21 protein-coding genes are annotated in these 24818 nt (G+C 60.5%); 5 read left to right on the top strand and 16 right to left on the bottom strand.

The genetic code is table 11. The features are described 5' to 3' along the window. Positions 1-81 precede the first annotated feature (81 nt). Together EYD00_RS21660 and EYD00_RS21665 are read left to right on the top strand one after the other, a co-directional pair. Positions 82-1134 carry a sugar phosphate isomerase/epimerase family protein gene (locus EYD00_RS21660; RefSeq protein ID WP_004438853.1) on the top strand — a complete coding sequence of 351 codons (1053 nt, stop codon included), beginning with the start codon at positions 82-84 and terminating at the stop codon, positions 1132-1134. A 21-nt stretch (positions 1135-1155) separates the two neighbouring features. Next, entirely contained in the window at positions 1156-2343 is a 1188-nt protein-coding gene (locus EYD00_RS21665) for a Gfo/Idh/MocA family protein (RefSeq protein WP_034498155.1), read from the top strand. A gap of 88 nt (positions 2344-2431) precedes the next feature. Here the strand turns inward: EYD00_RS21665 and EYD00_RS26220 are convergent, their stop codons facing one another. From EYD00_RS26220 to EYD00_RS21685, 4 genes are all read right to left on the bottom strand, one after another. Next, positions 2432-2683, bottom strand: a complete 252-nt coding sequence (locus tag EYD00_RS26220) for a hypothetical protein (RefSeq protein WP_044459894.1) — start codon at positions 2681-2683, stop codon at positions 2432-2434. 115 nt (positions 2684-2798) lie between these two features. After that, the gene (locus tag EYD00_RS21675) at positions 2799-4070 is read right to left on the bottom strand and encodes a glycerate kinase type-2 family protein (protein ID WP_034498153.1); all 1272 of its coding nucleotides are present in this window, start codon (positions 4068-4070) and stop codon (positions 2799-2801) included. A 4-nt stretch (positions 4071-4074) separates the two neighbouring features. Continuing rightward, positions 4075-4428: a DUF1304 domain-containing protein gene (locus EYD00_RS21680; RefSeq protein ID WP_034498536.1), complete on the bottom strand. Its 354-nt coding sequence runs from the start codon at positions 4426-4428 to the stop codon at positions 4075-4077. A gap of 323 nt (positions 4429-4751) precedes the next feature. Then, a complete protein-coding gene (locus EYD00_RS21685) occupies positions 4752-5690 on the bottom strand; it encodes an AraC family transcriptional regulator (RefSeq protein ID WP_006697249.1) in 939 nt (312 codons plus the stop codon). A 184-nt stretch (positions 5691-5874) separates the two neighbouring features. Between EYD00_RS21685 and EYD00_RS21690 the strand changes: the two genes are divergently transcribed. Beyond that, a complete protein-coding gene (locus tag EYD00_RS21690) occupies positions 5875-7092 on the top strand; it encodes an MFS transporter (RefSeq protein WP_022563720.1) in 1218 nt (405 codons plus the stop codon). 65 nt (positions 7093-7157) lie between these two features. Here EYD00_RS21690 and EYD00_RS21695 read toward each other — a convergent pair whose 3' ends face one another. From EYD00_RS21695 to ytfQ, 5 genes are all read right to left on the bottom strand, one after another. After that, positions 7158-7892 carry a FadR/GntR family transcriptional regulator gene (locus EYD00_RS21695; protein ID WP_006697251.1) on the bottom strand — a complete coding sequence of 245 codons (735 nt, stop codon included), beginning with the start codon at positions 7890-7892 and terminating at the stop codon, positions 7158-7160. A gap of 17 nt (positions 7893-7909) precedes the next feature. Further along, positions 7910-8890, bottom strand: coding sequence for a galactofuranose ABC transporter, permease protein YjfF (yjfF, locus tag EYD00_RS21700; RefSeq protein ID WP_081859473.1), 981 nt, complete (start codon positions 8888-8890; stop codon positions 7910-7912). Continuing rightward, the gene (locus tag EYD00_RS21705) at positions 8887-9927 is read right to left on the bottom strand and encodes an ABC transporter permease (RefSeq protein WP_161794454.1); all 1041 of its coding nucleotides are present in this window, start codon (positions 9925-9927) and stop codon (positions 8887-8889) included. The genes yjfF and EYD00_RS21705 overlap by 4 nt, the downstream gene beginning before the upstream one ends. Continuing rightward, the gene (locus EYD00_RS21710) at positions 9927-11450 is read right to left on the bottom strand and encodes a sugar ABC transporter ATP-binding protein (RefSeq protein WP_006697254.1); all 1524 of its coding nucleotides are present in this window, start codon (positions 11448-11450) and stop codon (positions 9927-9929) included. Before EYD00_RS21710 ends, EYD00_RS21705 begins: the two co-directional genes overlap by 1 nt. A gap of 298 nt (positions 11451-11748) precedes the next feature. Next, entirely contained in the window at positions 11749-12708 is a 960-nt protein-coding gene (gene ytfQ / locus EYD00_RS21715; protein ID WP_004438884.1) for a galactofuranose ABC transporter, galactofuranose-binding protein YtfQ, read from the bottom strand. 525 nt (positions 12709-13233) lie between these two features. Here ytfQ and EYD00_RS21720 point away from each other — a divergent pair. After that, positions 13234-15045, top strand: coding sequence for an IlvD/Edd family dehydratase (locus EYD00_RS21720; protein WP_004438887.1), 1812 nt, complete (start codon positions 13234-13236; stop codon positions 15043-15045). 179 nt (positions 15046-15224) lie between these two features. On the opposite strand, the gene EYD00_RS26005 is transcribed toward EYD00_RS21720, so the two are convergent. The 7 genes from EYD00_RS26005 to EYD00_RS21755 all read right to left on the bottom strand — a co-directional run bounded on the left by EYD00_RS26005 (position 15225) and on the right by EYD00_RS21755 (position 21712). Then, on the bottom strand, positions 15225-15413 hold the full coding sequence (locus EYD00_RS26005; RefSeq protein ID WP_003506556.1) for a hypothetical protein: 189 nt from the start codon (positions 15411-15413) through the stop codon (positions 15225-15227). Between the two features lie 164 nt (positions 15414-15577). Continuing rightward, complete coding sequence (locus EYD00_RS21730; protein WP_034498145.1) at positions 15578-16696, bottom strand: pyridoxal-phosphate-dependent aminotransferase family protein; 1119 nt, start codon at positions 16694-16696, stop codon at positions 15578-15580. Positions 16697-16705: 9 nt separating this feature from the next. After that, positions 16706-17485, bottom strand: a complete 780-nt coding sequence (locus EYD00_RS21735; RefSeq protein WP_034498143.1) for an ABC transporter ATP-binding protein — start codon at positions 17483-17485, stop codon at positions 16706-16708. Then, positions 17482-18282, bottom strand: a complete 801-nt coding sequence (locus EYD00_RS21740) for an ABC transporter ATP-binding protein (RefSeq protein WP_034498140.1) — start codon at positions 18280-18282, stop codon at positions 17482-17484. Before EYD00_RS21740 ends, EYD00_RS21735 begins: the two co-directional genes overlap by 4 nt. After that, complete coding sequence (locus EYD00_RS21745) at positions 18279-19109, bottom strand: ABC transporter permease (RefSeq protein ID WP_004438917.1); 831 nt, start codon at positions 19107-19109, stop codon at positions 18279-18281. Before EYD00_RS21745 ends, EYD00_RS21740 begins: the two co-directional genes overlap by 4 nt. Continuing rightward, on the bottom strand, positions 19106-20095 hold the full coding sequence (locus tag EYD00_RS21750; RefSeq protein WP_006697258.1) for an ABC transporter permease: 990 nt from the start codon (positions 20093-20095) through the stop codon (positions 19106-19108). Before EYD00_RS21750 ends, EYD00_RS21745 begins: the two co-directional genes overlap by 4 nt. A gap of 9 nt (positions 20096-20104) precedes the next feature. Further along, complete coding sequence (locus EYD00_RS21755) at positions 20105-21712, bottom strand: ABC transporter substrate-binding protein (protein ID WP_034498136.1); 1608 nt, start codon at positions 21710-21712, stop codon at positions 20105-20107. 375 nt (positions 21713-22087) lie between these two features. On the opposite strand from EYD00_RS21755, the gene EYD00_RS21760 reads away from it, so the two are divergent. Next, positions 22088-24787, top strand: coding sequence for a DNA translocase FtsK (locus EYD00_RS21760; protein ID WP_034498134.1), 2700 nt, complete (start codon positions 22088-22090; stop codon positions 24785-24787). Positions 24788-24818: the final 31 nt, after the last annotated feature.

The raw sequence follows: 24818 nt of genomic DNA on the forward strand, positions 1-24818 counted from the left end.
GAAAATCACGAGCGGTTAGCTTGGCGATTGGGAACAAAGCGGGGTTACCGCGCAACTGTATCGATGCAGGAGGAGATTTTTATGAGAACGATCAAGGGACCGGGTCTTTTTCTCGGTCAGTTCGCCGGTGATGCGGCCCCCTTCAACAGCTGGGACAGCATTACCAAATGGGCGGCGGAAAAAGGCTATGCCGGCGTGCAGGTGCCGACCTGGGCCGGGCAGCTGATCGATCTCAAGAAAGCGGCGGAATCGAAGGACTATTGCGACGAGTTCGCCGGTGTCGCGCGCCAGAACGGTGTGGAAGTGACCGAGCTTTCCACCCACTTGCAGGGCCAGCTTGTTGCGGTTCATCCAGCCTATGACGAGGCTTTTGACGGTTTTGCCGCACCGGAAGTGCGTGGCAACCCGAAAGCGCGTCAGCAATGGGCGGTGGAGCAGGTGAAATTTGCGCTGAAAGCCTCCAGAAATCTCGGCATCAAGGCGCATGCGACCTTTTCCGGCGCGCTCGCCTGGCCTTTCGTCTACCCGTGGCCGCAACGCCCGGCCGGTCTTGTAGAAACAGCCTTTGACGAACTTGCCAAACGCTGGACGCCGATCCTCGATTATGCCGATGAGCAGGGTGTGGATGTCTGCTATGAAATCCACCCCGGTGAAGATCTGCATGATGGCGTCACATTCGAGATGTTCCTGGAACGGGTGAAGAACCACCCCCGTGCCAACATGCTCTACGACCCCTCGCATTACGTGCTGCAATGCCTCGATTATCTCGATAATATCGATATCTACAAAGACCGCATCAAGATGTTCCATGTCAAGGATGCGGAGTTCAACCCGACCGGACGGCAGGGCGTTTACGGCGGTTATCAGGGCTGGGTGGAACGGGCCGGCCGCTTCCGTTCGCTGGGCGACGGGCAGGTCGATTTCGGTGCGATTTTCTCGAAAATGGCCGCCAATGATTTCGACGGCTGGGCCGTGGTCGAGTGGGAATGTGCGCTGAAACATCCTGAAGACGGCGCCCGCGAAGGGGCTGAATTCGTCAAGGCGCATATCATCCGCGTCACGGAAAAAGCCTTTGACGATTTCGCATCTGGTGGCACCGACGATGCGGCCAACCGCCGTATGCTTGGGCTTTGAGAGCATTGCAGAGGAAACATTATGGCTATTGAAGGAAAGACAACCGACAAGGCGAACAAGCGGATTCGCCTTGGCATGGTGGGCGGCGGCTCGGGTGCCTTTATCGGTGGTGTTCACCGCATGGCGGCGCGGCTCGACAACCGTTTCGATCTCGTGGCAGGGGCGCTGTCTTCGACCCCGGAAAAATCCCTCGCCTCCGGTCGTGAACTGGGGCTCGATCCCGAGCGTTGCTACGGCTCGTTCGAGGAGATGGCCGAAAAGGAGGCGCTACGCGAGGATGGCATAGAGGCGGTGGCGATCGTCACGCCCAACCACGTGCATTATCCGGCGGCGAAGGCGTTTCTGGAGCGTGGCATCCATGTCATCTGCGACAAGCCGCTGACCTCCAATCTGGAGGACGCCAAAAAGCTGAGGGACGTCGCCGACAAGGCCGATGCGCTGTTCATCCTGACGCATAATTACACCGGCTATCCGATGGTGCGGCATGCACGGGAACTGGTGGAATCGGGCGCTCTCGGCACGATCCGTCTGGTGCAGATGGAGTATCCGCAGGACTGGCTGGCGGAACCCATCGAGCAGACGGGTGCCAAACAGGCTGTCTGGCGCACCGACCCGGCCCAATCCGGTGCGGGTGGTTCCACAGGCGATATCGGCACGCATGCCTATAATCTCGGCTGCTTCATTTCCGGTCTGGAAGTCGACGAACTGGCGGCAGATGTGCATACCTTTGTCGAAGGCCGCCGGCTGGACGACAATGCGCATGTGATGCTGCGTTTCAAGCCGAAGGGTGGCAAGCAGCCGGCAAAGGGGCTGCTCTGGTGCAGCCAGGTTGCGGTCGGCCACGAAAACGGGCTGAAAGTTCGTGTGTATGGTGACAAGGCCGGCATCGAATGGACGCAGGCCGACCCGAATTATCTCTGGTTCACGAAGCTTGGCGAGCCGAAGCAGTTGATCACCCGCGGCGGCGCGGGGGCGGGGGCTGCCGCAGCACGCGTCACCCGCATCCCTTCCGGCCACCCGGAAGGTTATCTCGAAGCCTTTGCAACGATCTATACCGAGGCGGCGCATGCCATCGAAGCCCGCCGCACCGGATCGGCGCTCGACAAGGCCGTAATTTACCCGACCGTCGATGATGGCGTAAAGGGTGTCGCCTTTGTTACGGCCTGCATCGAGTCCGGCAAGAAGAACGGTGGCTGGGTGAAGCTCTGAGGCGAGGTTGCAGCGTATTTCTTCTCCCCGCCACGGGGAGAAGAAAAAAGCTGATGCGCCAGCTCCTTCGTACACTGGGGCCCAAGACTTAGTGATAAGCGCTGGACGACGTCGATTCCACGCGTTCCGTCACGGGGCACCCGTCCTGGATCTTGGTCCAGGAGGAAACGTTTAGTTTCATCTCGCAGCGGGCCAGGTAGGACCCGCCATCGACTCTTAGGCAGGACGTCTGGCCGAGCTGGAACATGACACCGCGATTTCGGCATTTGCAATTATGGGCATCCGCCAAAGTTGGTATAAGGGCGATGGCCAAGCCAAGTATGAGCACTCCAGGACGCATGGCTGAGGCTCCAAAAGATATCCCGCCAGATTACTCCTGTCCGAGTGTATAGTCAAAACGTGCTCCTCTACGAGCACGTGCCGGAAGCTCAGTAGTCTCTGCCAATGCCCCGCTATCAGCCGATCAAAATCGCCCTGATGTCATTGACATTCGTGAGCGTTGGACCGGTCACGACAAGATCTCCTGCCGCCCTGAAAGCCGTATAGCTGTCGTGGCTCACGAGTGACTGGCGCGGATCGACACCGGCTGCGCGCATACGGCCAAGTGTGTCCGGCGTCACCACGGCGCCCGCGGCATCCTCCACTCCGTCTATGCCGTCGCTATCACCGGCAATGGCCCATATGCCATCAGCACCTTTGAGCGTCAGTGCAAGGCTCAGCAGGAATTCCGTGTTGCGGCCGCCCTTGCCGGCCGGCCCCTTGCCGATCGTAACCGTGGTTTCGCCGCCGGAAAGCAAAACGGCCGGGCCTTTGAGTGGCAGGCCCTTGCGGCGGGCGGAAATCGCGATACCGGCCATGACCGCGCCGACATCCCTGGATTCACCCTCCAGCGAATCCCCGAGGATGAGCGGCGTTAAGCCAAGCTTCACCGCCTCATCCGCTGCCGCCTGCAAGGCGAGCGAGGGGGCGGCGATGAGCCGGATATCTTCCGCGATATCGCCGGCCTTCGGGGTTTCCTCGCCTTTTTCCAGCACTTTGCGCACATTTTCGGGAAGATCGAGCGCATAACGGGAAACGATTTCCCGCACGGTTTCAATATCGCTCGGGTCGGCGACCGTCGGGCCCGAGGCGATTTGCGAAGGATCGTCGCCCGGCACGTCGGAGATCAGCAGGGAAACGACCCTCGCCGGTTTGGCGGCCAGCGCCAGTCGCCCGCCCTTGGTGCGGGAGAGGTGCTTGCGCACAGCGTTCATTTCGGAAATCGTGGCGCCGCTGGCAAGCAAAGCGCGGTTGACCGCCATCTTGTCCGCAAGCGTCATTCCCTCGGCGGGTGAGACCATCAGCGCCGAACCACCGCCGGAAATCAGCGCGATGACCATGTCGTCTGCAGTCAACCCTTCAACGGCGGCGAGAATGCGTCTTGCGGCTTCGGCGCTCCTGTCGTCCGGCACCGGATGCGAGGCTTCGATGATTTCAATGCGCCCGGTCGGGACGGCATGGCCGTAACGCGTCACCACCACGCCGGAAAGATCGACATTTGGCCATGCCGCTTCAAGCGCTGCGGCCATTGCGGCGGAAGCCTTGCCTGCGCCAACGACCACACACCGCCCTCTAGGCGGGGAGGGCAGGTGTTGTTGCAACACTTTAGAGGGATCGGCGCTGGCGACTGCGGTCATGAAGATGCGGTTGAGAGCGTCTCTTGCGGACGTATCGTTCCATACGGTCATTTGTTCATACTCCGATCCAGAGGAAGCCGAGCGCAAACAATGCCGGCAATGCTTGAATGAACAGGATTTTGATATTGGCTGTCACGGCGCCAAAAATACCGGCCACCAGCACACAGGTCAGGAAGAAGACCTTGAAGTTCAGCCCGTCGTCACCCTGCGTGAGCCCATAGATCAGCCCCGCTGCGAGAAAGCCATTATAAAGACCCTGATTGGCGGCCAGCACTTTCGTCTGCCGGGCAAAATCCGCGGAAAGACCGAAGGCCTTGCGACCGGCAGGCTTCTCCCAAAGCAGCATTTCCAGGATGACGATGTAAATATGAATTGCCGCGATCACGGCGATCAGAAAGCTGGCGATCATCATCGGTTCCTCCAAACCCTGATGCCCGTCGCCCGGTCTGTCAGGGTAACAGGTGGCAAACGGATCATTCCGTTTTAACGGTGCAACAGGTAGTCGCAAGGCCAGAATCCTCTCTTCCCGTACGAACTGGTGAAGAGCGCCAACTGCTGTTTGACTCTTTGCGGGAAATAGGAACAAATCAAGAAAAAAGATGAATAAGCGGATCACCGCACAATCAGGGAAAGACCGCCGCCGGCCGCCCATGAGGAAGATGCGGTGGAGCGGATAAAGATCCTTTCCCGTAATTTCCGCCAAGTCTGTGATATCCGCCGAGAGGGCGCGTCTTAAGCCGCATCCTCCAGCCCTGCCGCATCTTTCCTGCGGAACTGGCTGGGTGGTGCGCCGATTACCCGTTTGAAGGCGCGGCTAAAAGAGGCCTCGGAATCGTAACCGAGCTTTTCGGCTGCCTGCGTCACCCGCATTCCCTCTCGCAGCCACAGCCGCGCCTGATGCATGCGCACCCGAACCACATAACGCGCGGGGCTTTCCCCTACCACGCGGGTGAAACGTTCCGCGAAACTTGAGCGCGATGCGCCCATCAGGGAGGCGAGTTCTTCCACGCTCCAGTCCTTTTCGGGGTTGAGGTGAATGGCGGCGAGCACGCGGCCGAGTTCGGGATTGCGCACGGCGGCAAGCCAGCCGCTGGAATCGCCGCAGCCATATTCCACCCAAGTACGGATCAGCGTTGCAGTCAGCACATCGGCCAGCCGCGCCAGAATGCCACCCGCGCCGACGCGGTTCAGCTCGACCTCCCGCGTCATGGCTTCCAGAAGATGGGGAATGGCCGGATCGCTTTTGGCCAGATCGCTGGTCAGCATCACGTCAGGCATCAGCTGCAGCAGCGGATGCAGGTTATCCATGTTGAAACGCATCGAAGCGGTGAAAGCCACGGTATCGCCACCCGCACTTGCGCACTCCATGTCGAAAATGCCCTGACACACTTCCTTCTTGCCGAACCGGTCGAAGGGGGAAGGGGCCACCTTTTCACCGCTCGCCAGCACATGTGCATGCCCGCGCGGCAGAAGCACGGCGTCGCCACATGTCAGGGTCAGCCATTCACCCGAGGGTTTTTGCAATTTCGCCTGCCCCACGCCGATGAAATGAAACCGCGCCGCCTCCTGTTCGGGAAAAGCCGTCGCCCAGGGGGTGGCCATGCGGCAGCGGCCATATTCCACACCGTCAAGCCTAAGGCCACGCAACATTTCCGTCAGGGCATCGTTCATGGTATCTCGCATATTCGGACGATTGGTTAAGGAATACGGATTTTCTAGCATGGAAACGCCGGGCTGTCACGCATAGCCTGCTTGCATCGATTTGCAGTCGTCGAAGCGGGGCTCCCAACCGGCTTCCTCGCCTTGCCCTTTCCGTTTCACGACGCGTTCCGGGAATGCGCATCAGGAGATTTTCATGAATAGCCGGACCATAAACGAACTGGAATATACGCCGCGCAGACACGAGCCGGATGCGAAATGGGCCGCTGTGGTTTCACTTTCGCTCGGCGTTTTCGGATTGGTAACGGCGGAATTCCTGCCCGTCAGCCTCCTGACGCCGTTATCGGCCGATCTCTCCATTAGCTCCGGCATTGCCGGACAATCCATAACCGTCACGGCGCTGGTCGCTGCGGTTGCGGGCCCGGGTGTCGTCATCGGCACACGCGGCATTGACCGGCGCTGGACCCTGCTGGGGCTGACCACGCTGCTGATAATCTCCAGCACACTGGCCGCCTTTGCCAATGGGCTTTTCATGCTCTTTGCCTCGCGCGTCCTGCTGGGCATCGGTCTTGGCGGCTTCTGGGCCATGTCGGCGGCGCTGGCGTTGCGGCTCGTGCCGATTGAAAAAATGCCACGCGCCATGGCCATCATCCTTACCGGGGTCTCCGTCGCAACCGTGTGTGCGGCACCGGTGGGCGCGTGGATTGGCGCGACGCTCGGCTGGCGATCGGCCTTCGTCGTTGCCGGCGTGCTCGGCGTCATTGCGCTCGCCGTGCAATTGCTCACCGTGCCTTCGCTGCCGCCGGCCGGTGCCCCCGGCCTTTCCACCATGTTCCGGCTGCTTCAGCGAACGCAGGTCCGGATCGGTCTTTTGACGACGCTATTTATCGTTGCGGGCCACTTTGCCGGCTTCACCTATGTCCGACCGTTCCTGGAAGACGTGCCGCAGCTTGGCGTGGAGGCGATTTCGCTTGTTCTGCTGATTTACGGTATCGGCGGTTTCTTCGGCAATCTTTTCGGTGGTTTCCTTGCAGAAAAGAACACGGCCTGGGCGGTGACCTTCGCCGCAACGCTGATCGCCGCATCGGCTTCCATCCTGGTGATTGCCGGCGCATCTCCCGTTGTTGCGGGCCTTGCCATCGCCTCCTGGGGTTTTGCCTTCGGCGCATTGCCCGTCAGCGTGCAGAGTTTCATCACGCGTGTTGCCTCGGATGAGGCCGAGAGCGCGGGTGCGCTGCTGCTTACGACATTCCAGATCGCTATTTCCAGCGGTGCGGTTCTTGGCGGCCTGCTGATCGATCTCCAGGGCGCAACCATGGTGTTCGTCTTCGTGGCCATCGCAGCTCTTCTCGGCGCCTCGCTGATGGCGTCGCGGCGCGGCGTGGTGCCGCAGGTAGAGGCATCGCAGGGCTGAGGACCTGGCGAGAGGAATGGGCCTGCATTCTTGTGGGCCCGCCTTCGCTACGACTGGTTTCGGGTTTAAACCGTCTTGATCGCCTTCTGCGTCCGGTCCTTGCCGACTTCGATCACATGCCGCATGGCCTTCACCGCCGCATCCGCGTCCCGCGCCGCGATGGCGTGGACAATGCGAAGGTGGTTGGATGCGATCTCCGCGATGGTGCCGGGCGAGGCGGCCGGTGACGAAAGCTGGAATGAGATGGCAAGCGCCGCCTCGATCAGCCCGCTTGCCGAACGCATGAAGGGATTGCCGGACATATGCGCGACGGCAAGATGGAACTCGAGATCCACCTTGGCGATGCTCTCCGGCGTATGCTGCGGATTGTCGAATTTTGCGGCGATGACGTAAAGCGAGACAATGTCTTCATTGGAGGCCTGGAGAGCTGCTGCCGCCGCCGCCGCCGGCTCCAGCGCCAGCCGAATTTCGGCCAGGTGCTTCACAAATTCCTGGTCGATGCCGGCTTCGCAGCGCCAGCCCAGCACATCCGGATCAAAGAAATTCCAGCTCGACCGGTCGAGCACCCGGGTACCCACCTTCGCCTTGGGTTCCACCAGCCGCTTGGCCGCCAGCGTCTTCATGGTTTCGCGCAGCACCGTGCGCGAGACGCCGAAACGCATGGAGAGCTCCGCATCGTTGGGCAGCAGAGAGCCTTCGGCGATCCTGCCCGAGACGATGGCGCTGCCGAGTTCGGAAACCACATGCGCGTGGCTGTTCCGGCGTTTTCGCCCGCTAATCGTCGTTTCGAGCAGCCCCAAGCAAGCCTCCGTTTGCGTTATGCCGGATGCGGTCCGGCCAGTCTCCTGTTTGAATACCAGATGATTGCGCGCTGCAACACGATGAACACGAAAAGCAGCACGCCGATGACGATTTTCGTCCACCAGGAGGACAGGGTTCCATCAAAAACGATGTAGGTCTGGATCAGGCCCTGGATCAAAAGCCCCACAAAGGTTCCCGCAACCAATCCCGTGCCGCCGGTCAGAAGTGTACCGCCGATGACGACGGCAGCGATCGCGTCCAGCTCCACGCCCACCGTCGCCAGCGAGTAACCTGACGAGGTGTAAAGCGTATAAACGATACCAGCGAGGCCGGAGAGAAAGCCGGAAAGTGCATAGATGCCAATGGTGGTGGTCCCGATCGGCACGCCCATCAGCTCGGCAGATTGCGGATTGCCGCCCAGCGCATAGACATTGGCGCCGAAGCGGGTGCGGCTTGCGATCAGCATGCCGGCGGCGAAGACGACAAGCATGAGCATGGCGAGCGCCGTCAGCCTGCCGCCGCCTGGAAAGCGGAAATAAAAGCCCTGTATCGCATCGATGAAAGGATGTGAGATCGGCACCGACTGGGTGGAGATCAGATAGGCAGCCCCGCGCGCCAGGAACATGCCCGCGAGTGTCACCACAAAAGGCGGGATGGAGAGAAAGCGGATCATCGCGCCCATGAGGCAGCCAAACAGCGTGGAAATCAAAAGCACGATGGCGAAGGCAAGCAGCGGATGGATGTTATAGGTGCCGACCAGGACGGCCACAAAGACGCTGGTGAAGGCAATGACCGAACCAATCGAGAGATCGATGCCGCCTGACAGGATGACGAAAGTCATGCCGACGGCGGCTATGCCGAGAAAGGCGTTGTCGGTAAGAAGATTTCCGATCACCCGCGTCGAAAAGATCGCCGGATATTGCATCACGCAAAGAAGATAGGCGACGACGAAAATCGTCAGCGTGGTGAGGAAGGGCAGGTTGCGGCTGTGGATCATCGCGCGGTTCCTTCCTTGGTCATACCGTTGGTGGCGGTTTTGGCGTGCTGCTTTGGCGCTTTCACGAAACCGAGGACGGCCATGATCGCCGGAGATTGCAGCGTCAGCACCACCATGATGATGCCGGCCTTTATGATGAGGTTGAATTCCGGCGGAAAGCCCGAGACGAGGATGCCGGTATTGATGGTCTGGATGATGAGCGCGCCGATCAGCGATGCGGTGATGGAGAAGCGGCCGCCATTTAGTGAAGTGCCCCCGATGACCACCGCCAATATGGCGTCCAATTCCAGCCAGAGGCCGGCATTGTTGGCATCCGCACCACGAATATCCGCCGTCACGATCATGCCGGCGATCGCCGCGCAAAGACCGGAAACGGCATAGACGAAGAACAGCAGAAAGCGCGCCCTTACACCGGCAAGAGCCGCTGCGCGGCGATTGATGCCGGTCGCTTCGATCAGGAAACCGAGTGCGCTCTTGCGAACGAGAAAGCCTATCAGGAGCGCGGCCGTTATCCAGATGATGACGGGCAGGGGCACACCGGCAAATGCGCCGGAGCCGATCGCGGAAAAGCTGTCATTGTTGAACGTGAGGATGACGCCCTCGGTGATGAGCTGCGCGATGCCGCGCCCTGCCACCATGAGGATCAGCGTGGCGATGATAGGCTGTATGTCGAGAAGGGCAACCAGCACGCCGTTCCAGAGGCCACAGACAATTCCCACGCCAAGCGAAATGGCGATGACGGCGGGAATGGAATGTCCATTGCTGATGAGCGTGGCGGCGACGGCGCCGCAGATGGCGATGACAGCACCAATGGAAAGATCGATGCCCTTGGTCGCGATGACCAGCGTCATGCCGATGGTGAGCAGCGCCACGGGGGCGGCGCGCACAAGAATGTCCACCAGACTGCCATAGAGCCTGCCATTTTGAAACGACACATTGAGGAAGCCGGGCGAAATGATTGTAATCGCTGCGAGAATGATAAAAAGCGCAGCAAGCTGCGGTGCAAGTCTTCTAAGACGCCGATTGACTGCCGTCATCATGCCGCCTCCGTTCTGGCCGCATCTGCGATCGCACGCATGATATTGTCGGCCGTCACTTCGCCGCCTTTCAGCTCGCTGACATGCCGGCGGTCGGAAAGCACGACGACACGATGCGCCACGGCGGTGAGTTCTTCCAGTTCGGAGGATATGACGACAAGCGACATGCCCTCGCTGCAGAGTTTTTCGATCATTTTGAGAATTTCCGCGTGGGCGCCGATATCGATGCCGCGTGTCGGCTCGTCGAGGATCAGAAGCCGGGGATGGGTGGCCAGCCAGCGGGCCAGGATGGCCTTCTGCTGGTTGCCGCCGGACAGGAACTTGATCGGCCGGTCGGGGTCGGCCGGGCGGATATCAAGGGATTTGATGAAACCTTCCGCCAGCTCTGCCTTTTGCCGGCGCGACAGCGGCCGCGCCCATCCCTGCCGGGCCTGAAGGGCCAGCGCGATGTTGTCGGTCACGGAGAAATCAGCGATGATGCCGTCCGTCTTGCGTTCTTCGGGACAGAAACCGAAACCGGCCGCAATCGCCGCCTCGGGAGAAGAGATCGTCACCGCCTGCCCGTCGATCGTTGCTTTGCCCGTGTCGGGGCGGTCTATGCCGAAGAGCAGGAATGCCGTTTCGGTCCGGCCGGAGCCGAGAAGCCCTGCCACGCCGACGATTTCCCCGGGGCGTATCCCGAGATCGAAGGGAGAGACGCTGCCGCGTTTGCCATATCCTTCGAAGCGAATGCTTGGCTCGCCTTCGGCGATTGTTTCTTCGGTCGCCTGATGGTCATGGGTAATCTGTTGAAGTTCCCGGCCGAGCATCATCGATATCAACTCGGAACGCGGCAGGCTGCCGATTTCGCGTGTGCCGACAAGCCGGCCGTTGCGCAGCACCGTCACCCGGTCGGCGATATCGTAGACCTGATTGAGGAAATGAGTGATGATTACGATACCGATACCGCGCGCCCGCAGCTTTTTCAGTACGCCGAACAGCATTTCAACCTCATGAGCGTCGAGGCTGGCGGTCGGTTCGTCCAGCACCAGCACCTTGCCGGAAAGATCGACGGCGCGGGCGATGGCGATGATCTGACGGATGGCGACGGAATAGCTGGAGAGAAGGGCGTTGACGTCAATGGAAAGGCCGTACTGGGCAAGCAGCGCCTGCGAATTCTTTTGCATCGTGCTGCGGTCGATCAGCCCGAAGCGCCGCGGCTGGCGGCCAAGGTAGAGGTTCTCCGCAACGGTGAGGTTTTCGAGAAGGTTGACCTCCTGATAGACGGTGCCGATGCCAAGGGCCTGCGCCTCACCCACATTGGCGGGCGAGATTTCGCTGCCTTCCAGAAAGACTGATCCGCTGCCGCGGCTGTAGACGCCCGTCAGGATTTTGATCAGCGTCGATTTTCCGGCGCCGTTTTCGCCGAGCAGCGCATGGATTTCGCCGTGCCCAAGCGCAAAGTCGACGCCATCCAGCGCCGTGATCCCTAGAAAGGATTTGCCGATGGCGCGTGCTTCCAGAAGTGGTGCCGTTTCGGACATTGAGCAGTTTCCGTATTGCAATGGGTTTTGGTAGAGCAATCGGCAGGGAGCGGCGTATTTCTTCTCTCCGCCGGGGAGAAGGTGGGCCGAAGGGTCGGATGAAGGGGCAAGCTCTTCTGACATCTCCAGGCTTGCCCCCTCATCCCGCTGCCGCGGACTTCTCCCCGGATGGGGAGAAGAAACAAGTGGCATGCGCTCGCTCCATACGAGACCATTCTGCAGACTGGATCGGAGAGGTTTCGCTCTCCTCAACAGAAAGAGACGGCGCAATCCACGCGCCGTTTCTGCAAAGAATGGCTTAGTAACCCAGGCCCTTCTTCGCCTCGTAGACCTTCATCGGGTCGTCAGATGCCGTGTAGAGCTTGGATTCGGTCTGAATCCACTTCGCCGGAGCCTTCTTGTCTTTCAGATAGGCTTCGAGCGCGTCGAATGCCGGGCCGGCCATGTCGGGCGTCAGTTCCACGGTGGCGTTGGCTTCACCGGCTGCCATGGCCTTGAAGATGTCAGGCACGGCGTCGATCGACACGACCTTGATGTCGGTTCCGGGCTTGAGACCGGCTTCCTTGATCGCCTGGATCGCGCCAACGGCCATGTCGTCATTGTGGGCGTAGACGGCACAGATGTCCTTGCCGCCGCCTTCGGCCTTGATGAAGCTTTCCATCACTTCCTTACCCTTGGTGCGGGTAAAGTCACCCGTCTGCGAGCGGACGATCTTGATATTGGCGTGCGAAGCGATGGCTTGCTCGAAGCCCTTCTTGCGATTGATGGCGGGCGAGGAGCCGGTCGTGCCCTGCAATTCCACCACCTTGCAATCCTTGGAACCGACGTCCTTCACCAGCCAGTCACCGGCAACCTTGCCTTCGTGGACCTGGTCCGAGGTAACTGCGGTCAGGTAAAGATCATCGGGAGCCTCGATCTGGCGGTCGAGCAGGATGACAGGGATTTTCTCTTCCTTGGCTTCCTTCAGGACAGCATCCCAGCCCGTTGCGACGACCGGTGCAATCAGGATTGCGTCGACGCCCTGCGCGATAAAGCCGCGAACGGCCTTGATCTGGTTTTCCTGCTTCTGTTGCGCGTCGGCGAACTTAAGTGTGACGCCGCGCTTCTCGGCCTGCTGTTTGGTAACGGTGGTTTCAGCCGCGCGCCAGCCGGATTCCGAACCGATCTGCGAGAAGCCGACGGTAAGTGATTTGGCGGAAACACTTGATGCAAGGCACAGCGAAACGGCGACAGTAACGGTCGCGAGAGCTTTTCTCATCTTAATCCTCCCAGAGATGATGTCAGCGTGACGCGATCACTATGAGCATATAGTAATACTCTTGAAAAGCGATTTTTTAGCCTTTCCGCAATTTGGCTTCGGTGAACTGCGGTGAATTTTCCCTATAAAATATTTTGAATCAATGGGTTGAACGAAAGAAAGCCTCATTTTTCCGCTTGCGGAACTGGCTTGACGTGGCCTCAGAGTCGACTTGACAGAAGGCGATTGTCTCTAATAGTAATACAAATAATGAGACTTTATAAAAGGCGGAGCGGGGAGCCGAAGAGGTAGCCGCATTCCCGCAAGGCATGGGAGGGAGAGGCCGTTGCGCGACACCGGTATCACCATAAATACCGAAAAATATTCGGCTAAATCCGAAGAACGGCTTCAGGTCACTCGTCTGGCGCTGCTCTGTCGGTTATGCGTGTTCTCCGAAAGCTGATTCCATTTTCCTTGCGCACAACATAAGCTTGTCGCATTTCGTAATATTTTACCGTTGGCCACTTCCGGCTGGAGACCTGCATCATGACTACATCCGACAAACTGCCTGCAACACAAGGCAAGCTTCGCTCACGCGCCTGGTTCGACAACCCCGCAAATGCGGATATGACCGCGCTTTATCTCGAGCGTTACATGAACTTCGGTCTGAGCCAGGCCGAGCTTCAGTCCGACCGCCCGATCATCGGCATCGCGCAGACGGGTTCGGACCTTTCTCCTTGCAACCGTCACCATCTGGAACTGGCAAACCGCCTGCGCGAAGGTATCCGTGAAGCTGGCGGCATCGCCATCGAATTTCCGGTTCACCCGATCCAGGAAACCGGCAAGCGGCCGACCGCAGGTCTCGACCGTAACCTCGCCTATCTCGGCCTCGTGGAAGTGCTTTATGGCTATCCGCTCGACGGCGTCGTTCTGACCATCGGCTGTGACAAGACCACGCCTGCCTGTCTCATGGCGGCGGCCACCGTCAACATTCCGGCCATCGCCCTTTCCGTCGGCCCGATGCTGAACGGCTGGTTCCGCGGTGAACGCACCGGCTCCGGCACCATCGTCTGGAAGGCGCGTGAACTGCTGGCGAAGGGTGAGATCGATTATCAGGGCTTCGTCAAGCTTGTCGCTTCCTCGGCTCCGTCGACCGGCTATTGCAACACCATGGGCACGGCGACGACCATGAATTCGCTTGCCGAGGCGCTGGGCATGCAGCTTCCCGGCTCCGCCGCCATCCCGGCGCCTTACCGTGATCGTCAGGAAGTCTCCTACCTCACCGGTCTGCGTATCGTCGAAATGGTCAAGGAAGACCTGAAGCCATCGGACATCATGACAAAGGATGCGTTCATCAACGCCATCCGCGTCAACTCGGCGATTGGCGGCTCCACCAACGCGCCGATCCACCTGAACGGCCTTGCACGTCACGTCGGCGTCGAGCTGACAGTGGATGACTGGCAGACCTATGGTGAAGACGTACCGCTGCTCGTTAACCTGCAGCCGGCCGGTGAGTATCTCGGCGAGGATTATTACCATGCCGGCGGCGTTCCTGCTGTCGTCAACCAGCTGATGACCCAGGGGCTGATCATGGAAGATGCCATGACGGTCAACGGCAAGACCATCGGCGAAAACTGCCGTGGCGCGATCATCGAGGACGAAAAGGTCATTCGCCCCTATGAACAGCCGCTCAAGGAGCGCGCCGGCTTCCGCGTTCTGCGCGGTAACCTGTTCTCCTCCGCCATCATGAAGACGAGTGTGATTTCGGAAGAGTTCCGCAACCGTTACCTTTCCAACCCGAACGATCCCGAAGCTTTTGAAGGACGTGCCGTGGTGTTCGACGGTCCGGAAGACTATCATCACCGCATCGATGATCCGTCGCTGAAGATCGACGCCAACACCATCCTGTTCATGCGCGGTGCCGGCCCGATCGGTTATCCCGGCGCGGCAGAAGTCGTGAACATGCGCGCTCCGGATTATCTGCTGAAGGAAGGCGTCAACTCGCTGCCCTGCATCGGCGATGGCCGTCAGTCAGGCACTTCGGGCAGCCCGTCCATCCTCAATGCTTCCCCTGAAGCAGCAGCAGGTGGCGGCCTTGCCGTTCTGCAGACAGGCGACCGCGTCCGCATCGATGTGGGCCGCGGCAAGGCGGATATCCTGATTTCAGGAGAAGAGCTTGCCAAGCGTTATGAAGCGCTGACGGCTCAGGGCGGTTACAAGTTCCCTGACCACCAGACGCCATGGCAGGAAATCCAGCGCGGCATCGTCAGCCAGATGGAAACCGGCGCGGTCCTGGAACCTGCCGTGAAGTATCAGCGCATCGCCCAGACTAAGGGCCTGCCGCGCGACAACCACTAACAGCCATCACAAGACTATGCGGCCCCGAGGACAACCTCGGGGCCGCTTTCGTTTCTTTTAACGGTAAACTAGAAATATTGAGGTCTATGGACCGACCAACGCTATCATGCGCCCCGCGCCCCCCATCATGAGGCCACGGAGGGTCAATATGTCGATGGCTTGGAGCGTGCGGCAGACGCTCAAATCACCGGGTAAAGCGACCAGAAAAACAGTTCATATTCCTGATCGCGATCGTCATCATGCGATTCGTCGTCGGGTCTGCGCGGTGTTTTGTCCTGAAACTCGGTCTCCACCCGCTCATTGACGACGGGCATCCTTCGGCCGATGCCAAAGAGGTCAAAGGAGAGCATGTTGAACCCTGCTACCATGGCCGTTTCCCTTCTTCACGCGAGTTAACGTAGCGTTAAGTTTCGCGCGTTGCCATGATTTCGTCAAGATTGGCGGAGGAATTTGTCTACCATTTTTAACAACAATGTCGTGAGCGGCGTTCCATCGCGAGCGGATTTTGCGCAATGAATGTTCTTCGACACCGTTAAACGCCATCCGCAGGTGCGTCTAAATAGGTTTTTTCTGCGGCTTCCAGCGCGAAATCGGTATTTGCAGCGTGGCCGAGGCTTTTCAGGGCGCCGGAGAAGGCCAGGATATTGGCTTTCACGGCATCCCGATGCGCTCTCCGACCGGTGTGATTAAGCCTGATCAACCGTTCCGCGCCGGGGCCGACGCCACCGGAAATGTCCGCGCCTTGCTTCTGGGACGCAGCCGCGAGGAATGCCCTGGCTTCGAGGGTATCCGGCAGGATCGCCGTGGAAACGAGGGCGGAAGCGTGCGCCTCTTCCACCCAGGTTGGAATGCCAAGCGCCCTGAGGCCGTTTCGAGTGGCCGCCGCTGCCGTTTTGTGGCGTCGATTGGCGGATGCCAGCCCTTCTGACTCGATCCTGTCGAGGGCGGCCTCCAGCGCGTAAAACTCCAACGGGGCGGGCGTTCCGGGCAGTGCGCCGCGGCCGGTATCGAGCCAGAGTTTCTTCTGGTCCATAAGCGAGAGCATGGAGTTGTCAGGAGCGCCGTCATGCGAAAGAAGCGTCCAGGCCCTTTCGCTGACGGAAATGGCGGAAATGCCGGCCGGGCCGGCCAGCGCCTTTTGCGGGCCGATGACGGCGATATCGATACCTAAACGGTCGACGTCGAAAGCATGTCCGCCAATGGACGCGACGGCATCCACAAGGGTCACGATGCCCCGTTCCCGGGCGAGCGCGGCGATGGCGGGCAGGGGGTTGAGGATGCCGCTTGCCGATTCCGCGTGGACGATGGCGAGAAGGTCGAAATCCGGCCCTTCGTCCAGCGCCCGTTCCACTTCCTCCAGGGTGACTGGCCTTGCCGGGCTGGCGACCAGATTGCGCACGGTCGCGCCGCCCTTTTCCAGCCAGCCGCCAAACCACGTACCATAAGGGCTGGTGACAATGTTGAGCGCTTTCAGGCCCGGTCGCGCAAGGCTGGTGGCTGCGGCTTCGAGCGCCAGCACGGCTTCCGCCTGTATCAGCAGCACGTCGTTGCTTGTGCTCATCAGCGCGGCCAGCCGGTCGGCAAGGGCAGCATAACGCTCGGCAGGAAAAGCGGGTGGGTCGAGCAGCAATGCATAATCCGGAGCGTGCATGTCTTTTCCTTACGTGGTGATGGTCAGGCGCGGTGCGGCGTCGATCAGGGTTCTGGCGGTCGAGGATTGCGGCGCCGAGACGATATTTCCTGTCCGGCCGATTTCAACGATCCTTCCTGCTTCCATGATGGCGACGCGGTGGCAGACGGCGCGAATGACCGCGAGATCATGGGAGACGAAAATACAGGAAACAGCCGTCTCGCGCTGTATTTCCACCAGCAGTTCAAGGATTTGCCGGCGAACCGAAACATCGAGCGCGGAGACGGCTTCGTCCAGGATGAGAAGCGACGGCTTGAGCGCAATCGCCCGTGCGATCGAGACGCGCTGCCTTTGGCCGCCGGAAAGCTCGAAGACCGAGCGGCCGGCATAGCTGGCGGGCAGTCCAACGCGGTCGAGAAGGCGGCGGATTTCCGCCGCACGCTCGCGTCTTGCGACCGTGCGATGAATGCGCAACGGTTCGCCGATGGCATCTTCGACGCTGGCGTGTGGATTGAAAGCGCCATGTGTATCCTGAAACACCATCTGCATGTGCTGGCGGGCGGCGCGAAGCTTGCCGCCGTCCAGTGTCAGCCAATTGTGGCCCCTGAAAAGGATCGTGCCTTCGTCGGCCGGAATCAATCGCATGAGAATGCGCGCAAGCGTGGATTTTCCGCAGCCGGAGGGACCGGCAAGTCCCAGCGTCTCACCGGGCTGAAGCGAAAAAGAGATGTCGGAAAGCGCCGCCACCCTTCTTGCGCCGCTGCGGTAGGTCTTGGACAAGCCGTCGAGGGTGAGCAGGGCATCGTTCATGACGCGGCCTCGCTGACCAGCGGCGGCGTGGACAGATCGAGATAATCGGCAAGCAGCGCACGCGTATAGTCATGGACGGGTGCGGACAGCACCCGCCTCGTCGGACCATGTTCCACCAGCAATCCCGAGCGCAGAACCGCAATCTCGTCGGCAAGGCTGGACGCAAGGCCGATATCATGGGTGATGAAGACCAGCGTCTTGTTTTCCTGCCGCACCAGATCGTCGAGCAGCGTGGCGATGGCGGCCTGGCTAACCGTATCGAGCGCGCTCGTGGCTTCATCGGCAATCAGGATTGAAGGACTGGCTGCAATGGCGGCGGCAATCGTCACGCGTTGCCTCTGGCCGCCGGAGAGCTGGTGCGGATAGGCCCGGATGAGGTGGGAAGGGTGCGGCAGCCGAACCCGCTCCAGAAGATCGCGGGCAAGATCGCGCGCTTGCCGCCATGAGAGGCCTTGATGCCGGACAGCCCCTTCCGCCACCTGTTCGCCGATGGTGAGAACCGGATTCAGCGTTGCGCCGGTGTCCTGAAAGATCGTGCCGATATCCCGCCCTGGCAGCGGCCTGCCGTGGAACAGGCTGTCGCGGCTCCACGAAATATCACCGGAAACCTTCGCATGTCCGGGAAGAAGCCCCGCAATCGCCTTGCCGAGCGTCGATTTCCCCGAGCCGCTTTCGCCGATGATCGCCAGCCTCTGGCCTTGCCGGATCGTCAGCGAGACATTCTGCAATGCCGGCGCATCACTTGCCGCATACCAAACGCTGAGGTCGTCGATCCGGCACAGTGCATTTCCGCTCATGGCGCTCGCCTCCCTGTCGCCATCGCCTTGTTGATGCCTTCACCAAGAAGATAAACGCCGAGAACCGTAACCAGAAGGCCGATGCCGGGAATGACCGACAGAAACGCGGCCGAGCGAAGGACATTGCGTCCTTCTGCGATCATCGAACCCCAGGTGACGATATTGGGATCGCCGAGCCCGAGGAAGGATAGGGCGGCTTCGGTCAAAATGGCCGCGGCGACGATGATGGCGGCAAGCGCCATGACCGGCGGCAGGGCATTTGGCAGGATCTGCCTGAATGCGATCTCAAGCGGGTGCATGCCGATGGCGCGGGCGGACTGAACATAATCGCGCTCGCGGATGCTCAAGACCTGCGCCCGCATCAACCGCGCCGGATCCGCCCATGCGCCAAGCGCAATGGCGAGTATGACAATCGGCATGGAGGGGCCGATTGTACTGACGAAGGCGAGCGCTAGCAGGAAGTTCGGGACGATCTGGAAGGCGTCGGTGACGCGCATCAATGCTTCGTCCACCACGCCGCCGGCAAATCCGGCAATGGTGCCGATGACGGTACCGATAATCAGCGCGGCTGCGGCGGCGCCTATGCCGACGAGCAGGGAGGCCTGCGCACCATGGGCGAGCTCGGCAAGCACGTTGCGGCCCAGCCGATCGGTGCCGAGCGGTAGGGCCGCATCCGTAAAAGGCGTAATCAGCGGTTCGCCAACGATAGCCAGCGGGTCACCTGGAAAGACGGCGGGTGCGGCAAGCGCCGTCAGGGAAAGCAGCACCAGTATGACGGTTCCCGTCATGCCTTCGAAACTGCGCAGGAGCCGGAAAGCGAAACTCATGCGCCTTGTTCCCCGCTGCCAATGCGCGGATCGAGCACGGAATGGACAATGTCGACGGAGAGGTTGACGAGGATGACAAAAACCGCGCTAGTCAGGATGATGCCCATCAACAACGGGGCGTCTCGGCCAGTGACGGCCTCCTGCGCCAGCCGGCCAAAACCGGGAATGGCAAAAACGCTTTCGATGACCACACTGCCGCCCAGCATGGTTGCCGCCTGCAGGCCAAGCACGGTGACAAGCGGCAGGGCGGCGTTGCGGGCGACGTGGCGTAGCACGATCCGTCGTTTTGAAAGCCCCTTGGACTGGGCAAAGAGCACGAAATCCAATGGCCAGATCGCCGCCATGGCGGTGCGCATCACGCGCAGGAAAAGCGCAAGATAGATCAGCCCAAGACTGGCGACCGGCAGCACGAGATGGCGGCCGATATCAACCGCCCTCGCCATGCCGTGCTTGCCCGAAGCGATGGTCTCGATGCCGGAGGTAGGCAGCCATCTGAATTTCACCGCAAAGACGATGGCGAGCACGAGCCCAAGCCAGAAGCCGGGCGTGGCGTAAAGCGCGAGTGAGAGTGTGGAAAGCGCGCGGTCTGTCGCCCCGCCCGGACGCGCGCCCGCCACGATGCCGAGTGCTGTGCCGAGGATGAAGGCGAGCGTTGTCGCACTGCCCATCAGAAGAAGCGTGTTCGGCAGCCTTTCCAGGATCAGCCCCAGCACAGGCCGGTCAAAGGCAAGCGACCAGCCGAGATCAAGCCGCAGCACCGAACTCGCATAGAGCCAGAAACGGGCCAGCACGGAGCCGTTCAGACCATATTGTTCGCGCAGCGCATCGCGCAGACCGGCATCGCCGCCGCCGATGGAAACGAGATAGGCGTCGACCGCGTCACCCGATGCGTTTTCAAGCAGCAGGAAGGTGAAGACGAGCACGATCAGCAGCACCGGAATGGCGGTGAATGCCCTTCGCCGCAGCAATTTCGCCGCACGTCTCACGGCGTTGCCTCAGGTATCCACCGCCGTATCCGCCCAGTTGGACACCGCCCACCGAGGATTACTGGCGACATGTTTGACCGTATCGCGCGCCACAGTGATGAAACCCCACTCGGCGACGTTGATCAGCGGCAGATCGGCCGCGACCTGTTTCTGGAAGTCCTTGTAAAGCGCCGTGCGCGCGGCGGCATCCACTGTTATCGCCGCCTTGTCGATCAATTCGTCCAGCGTCTTGTTCTCGTAGCCGCCCTGATTGGAGAAGCCGACGCCGGCCGGAATGCCGGAACGGACGAGAATCGTGGTCGATATTGCGGGATCACCGCGGAACACCGGCGGCGCGATGGCGAGATCGAAGGCGTGGTCGGTGTAAACGGCCTTCTGGTGCGCCGCGGCGTCATTGTTCACCAGTTCTGCATCAATCCCGATTTCCTGAAGCGCCTGCCGCAGATAAGAACCGAACTGGCGGGTCTCATTGAAGTAGGGCGCGGGCAGAAGCTTCAGCGAAAAACGTGTTCCATTCGCACCACGCGGATAACCCGCCTCATCCAGGAGAGCGTTGGCCTTGGCGACGTCGAAATCATAGGTCTCAACGTCATTCGTGTAAAATTCCGGCGCATTCTTCGGTACGGGGCCGGTCGATGCAGTGGCGTAACCGAGAAAGACCTTGTCGATGACGAATTTCCTGTCGATGGCGTGCGCGATCGCCTTTCTGACCTTGAGATCCGCCAGTTCCTTGCGGCGATGGTTGATTTCCACCACCAGCTGATAGGTCAGTGCCTCATAGCCATCCGCAATAACCTTTATGCCGGGCTCCTTGGCGATGCGGGCAAGATCGGCGAGCGGCACGGCTGAAAAGGCGGCCAGCTGGATTTCTTCAGCTTCCAGCGCAGAGGCCGCGCCGGCCCGGTCGGGAAGGACGCGATAGATAATTTCCTCGAGCTGCGGCTGACCCTTGCCCCAATAGTTCGGGTTCCTCGTCAGGCGGTAATATTCGCCGGGTTTATATTCGGAAAAGACAAAAGGCCCGGTGCCCACCGGTTTGGTATTGGCCGGATTTGTGGCGATGTCGGTACCCTCATAGAGGTGTTTCGGCACGACGCTGGTAACCACCGGCAGCGCATTGCGGATGAGCTGGAACGGCGTGGGTTTGGAAAAGCGGAAAATTGCCGTGTGGTCATCAGGCGTTTCCACCGTCTGGAGATTGGCAAAGACCAGCCGCCCGAGATTTTGCAGCGGTTTCCAGACGGAAAGCGCCGAAAACGCAACGTCCGCCGAGGTGAATGGCTTGCCGTCATGCCATGTCACACCCTCGCGCAGCTTGAAGGTGGCGCTGAGCCCGTCATCGGCTCCCTGCCATTCCGTCGCAAGTCGCGGCTCCAGCCCGTCGGTGCCGTTAAAGGAGGCCTCGGCCAGGGGCTCGACGATCTTGCTGGCGATGTAAAACACGCCGTTGGAGGCAACGATGGCCGGATTGAGGTTTTTCGGTTCCGAATCGGCCGCGACGATCAGTCGCCCGCCGGATTTCTCCTGTGCGACGGTAATTCCCGCCAATCCTGTGGTTGCGGCCAGCGCGAGCGAGGTCTTGAGAAGCGAGCGGCGGGAAAGCTGGACAGGCGACATGAATTTCACTCCGGAATGAGGGCGAGGCGGGCTTTTCCGCTTGGCCCGCGGCGTGCCGATCTTAAGGCTGCAACCTCGGCAGTGTCCACGTTAATTCGCGCCCTTTACAGCAATGATTTTACGTTGCGGAGAGCTTTGCGGAAACAATATGCCCCGTCTCGGAAAATTCGGTTCTCCAGTCCGCCATCAGCGGCGAATTCACGGCGGAAAACTCGACATAACCAAATGAAACCAATCGTTTGATATGTGTTTTGCGAGGCAGCGGATGGCGCTGCGAACCTGTGGAGCGGTTGAAAATCCGTCGGTACGACCCCGTTTGGAAAGGGGTAATTAACCTTTATTTTTTATTTCAAGGAGACCGAAATATGTACGTTTATGATGAGTGTGCACGCTGCCATGAGCTTCTCCCGATCCAGATTTCAGAATTCGTCCAATAGCGTAGGGGAGGGGAGCGAAAATGCCCGTCATGCCGGTGTCCAGACGCCTGCGGGGCAGCGGACGATCGTGACGGCTGCAGGTGCAGCGCCGCGGCAGAATGCTGACGTGATCGCAGCCGATGCCATCGAAGGCCGCGCCGAGATGCCCGGCTGGCAGAATGCCTTCGTGCTTGGCCCGAATGTCCGCTTTACCCGCACGCCGGAGAGCGTCTTTAACCGGCGTATGCCGGTGGAGACGCCGAATATCCCGGACGAGGAGGCGCCCGCTGCCTCCGTACCGGCTGCCGCAGAGCCCGAGACGGCTGCTCGCCAGGATGCGCCGGCACCCCAGCCCGCCGAGAAGCCGGCCGAGCAACGCATGGCGCCGCCGCGCATGCCGTTTCTGCCGCAGCCGCCCGACGCCCGCGGTGCTCGCGCCTTGACTTACAAATTGCGGCTGGAGCTTGCCCGTAAACAGGCGGAAGAGGCAGCCGCAGCCGTGCGGGATCCATCTTCATCGACGTCTGCCGCGCCCGATGCGGAACCCGCAGCGCCGCAGACGTTTGAGCCGCAACCTGCCGCGCAGCCGGAAGCTGAGACGCAGGCTTCCATTCCCGCCTTTGCCGCCCATCTGCCGGATGAGCTGTTCTGGGAAGTGATGACGCTTGATCTGCCCGGCGATGCGGCTGAAGCTCTTACCGCCCAGGTGCGGAGCGCATTTTCCGTTTCGGCGCCCGCAGCTCCGGCGCCTGTAAACACCGTTCTGACAGCGCCTTCATCCGCAGTGGCTGTCGCTCCCGTCTCGCCCGCAGCCGCCCCGGTTGTCCTTTCGGCCGAGCCACCTGTCGTCACCGTACCCGGCGGCTCCGCCATCCGGCTCTATCGGGAAATTGGCGTACGGCAGACATTCATTCCAGCCGCCGGCGTGGCTCCCGAACAGGAGTTCGCGTCGCAGCTGATAGCGGAAGCTGCCATGGTTGTCGCGCCGCAGCAGCTTGCAGAGCAGGTTCAGCCGGCGGAAAGGATCGTTGCCGAGCCGCGTTTTACGCCGCGAGCGCCTATCCAGTCTTCTCAGCCCATGTTCCGTGAAGCACCTGTCTTCGCCGATGGGGAATATGAGTATCCTTCGATTGACCTCCTGCAGGAAGCCCGCGTCCAGCAGACCACGACCATGACACCGGAAGCCCTGGAACAGAGCGCCGGTCTACTCGAAAGCGTGCTGGAGGATTTCGGCATCAAGGGTGAGATCATCGATGTCCGTCCTGGTCCTGTCGTCACGCTCTATGAATTCGAGCCCGCCCCTGGCGTCAAGTCCTCGCGTGTCATCGGTCTCTCTGACGATATCGCGCGCTCCATGTCGGCGCTCTCGGCTCGCGTTGCGGTCGTGCCCGGCCGCAATGTCATCGGCATCGAGCTGCCGAACCCGGTGCGCGAGACGGTTTACCTGCGCGAACTGATCGAGGCGCAGGATTACGCCGAGACACGCCAGAAGCTTGCCCTTTGCCTCGGCAAGACCATCGGCGGCGAACCGGTTATCGCCGAACTTGCGAAGATGCCGCACCTTCTGGTCGCCGGTACCACCGGTTCGGGCAAGTCCGTCGCCATCAACACCATGATTCTGTCGCTGCTCTACCGCCTGAAGCCGGAAGAATGCCGCCTGATCATGGTCGACCCGAAGATGCTCGAGCTCTCGGTCTATGACGGTATTCCGCATCTCCTGACGCCTGTCGTCACCGATCCGAAAAAGGCGGTGATGGCGTTGAAGTGGGCGGTGCGTGAAATGGAAGACCGCTACCGCAAGATGTCGCGTCTCGGCGTGCGCAATATTGATGGTTACAATGCAAGGGCCGCTGCTGCCCGTGCCAAGGGCGAGACGGTGTTCTGCAATGTGCAGACCGGCTTCGATCGCGCCACCGGCGAAGCGGTCTATGAGCAGGAGGAAATGGACCTGACGGCGATGCCTTATATCGTTGTCATCGTCGATGAAATGGCCGACCTGATGATGGTCGCCGGCAAGGAGATCGAAGGTGCGATCCAGCGTCTGGCGCAGATGGCGCGCGCCGCCGGCATCCATCTCATCATGGCAACCCAGCGTCCCTCGGTCGATGTCATCACGGGCACTATCAAGGCCAATTTCCCCACCCGCATCTCATTCCAGGTCACCTCGAAGATCGACAGCCGCACGATCCTTGGTGAGCAGGGGGCGGAGCATCTGCTCGGCCAGGGCGACATGCTGCACATGATGGGCGGTGGCCGCATCGCCCGTGTTCACGGCCCCTTCGTGTCCGACGAGGAAGTTGAAAAGGTCGTGGCGCATCTGAAGACGCAGGGTCGTCCGGAATATCTGGGCACGGTCACGGAAGATGCCGAGGAAGCGGAAGAAGAGGCGGAAGAGGATACGGCTGTCTTCGACAAGACCTCGATGGGCGACGACGACAGCGATGACCTCTATGAAAAGGCCGTCAAAATCGTGATGCGCGACAAGAAGTGCTCGACCTCCTATATCCAGCGCCGCCTTTCGGTGGGCTATAACCGCGCCGCCTCGCTGGTGGAGCGAATGGAGCAGGAAGGCATCGTCGGACCTGCCAACCATGTCGGCAAGCGCGCCATCATCGCCGGCGAGCGCGACCCTTACGATGCGATGGGCTCCGACGACTGATCATCGCGTCACCAAATGAACGAAGGGAGAT

It is taken from the genome of Agrobacterium sp. 33MFTa1.1, assembly GCF_004328495.1.
GTDB lineage: Bacteria > Pseudomonadota > Alphaproteobacteria > Rhizobiales > Rhizobiaceae > Agrobacterium > Agrobacterium pusense.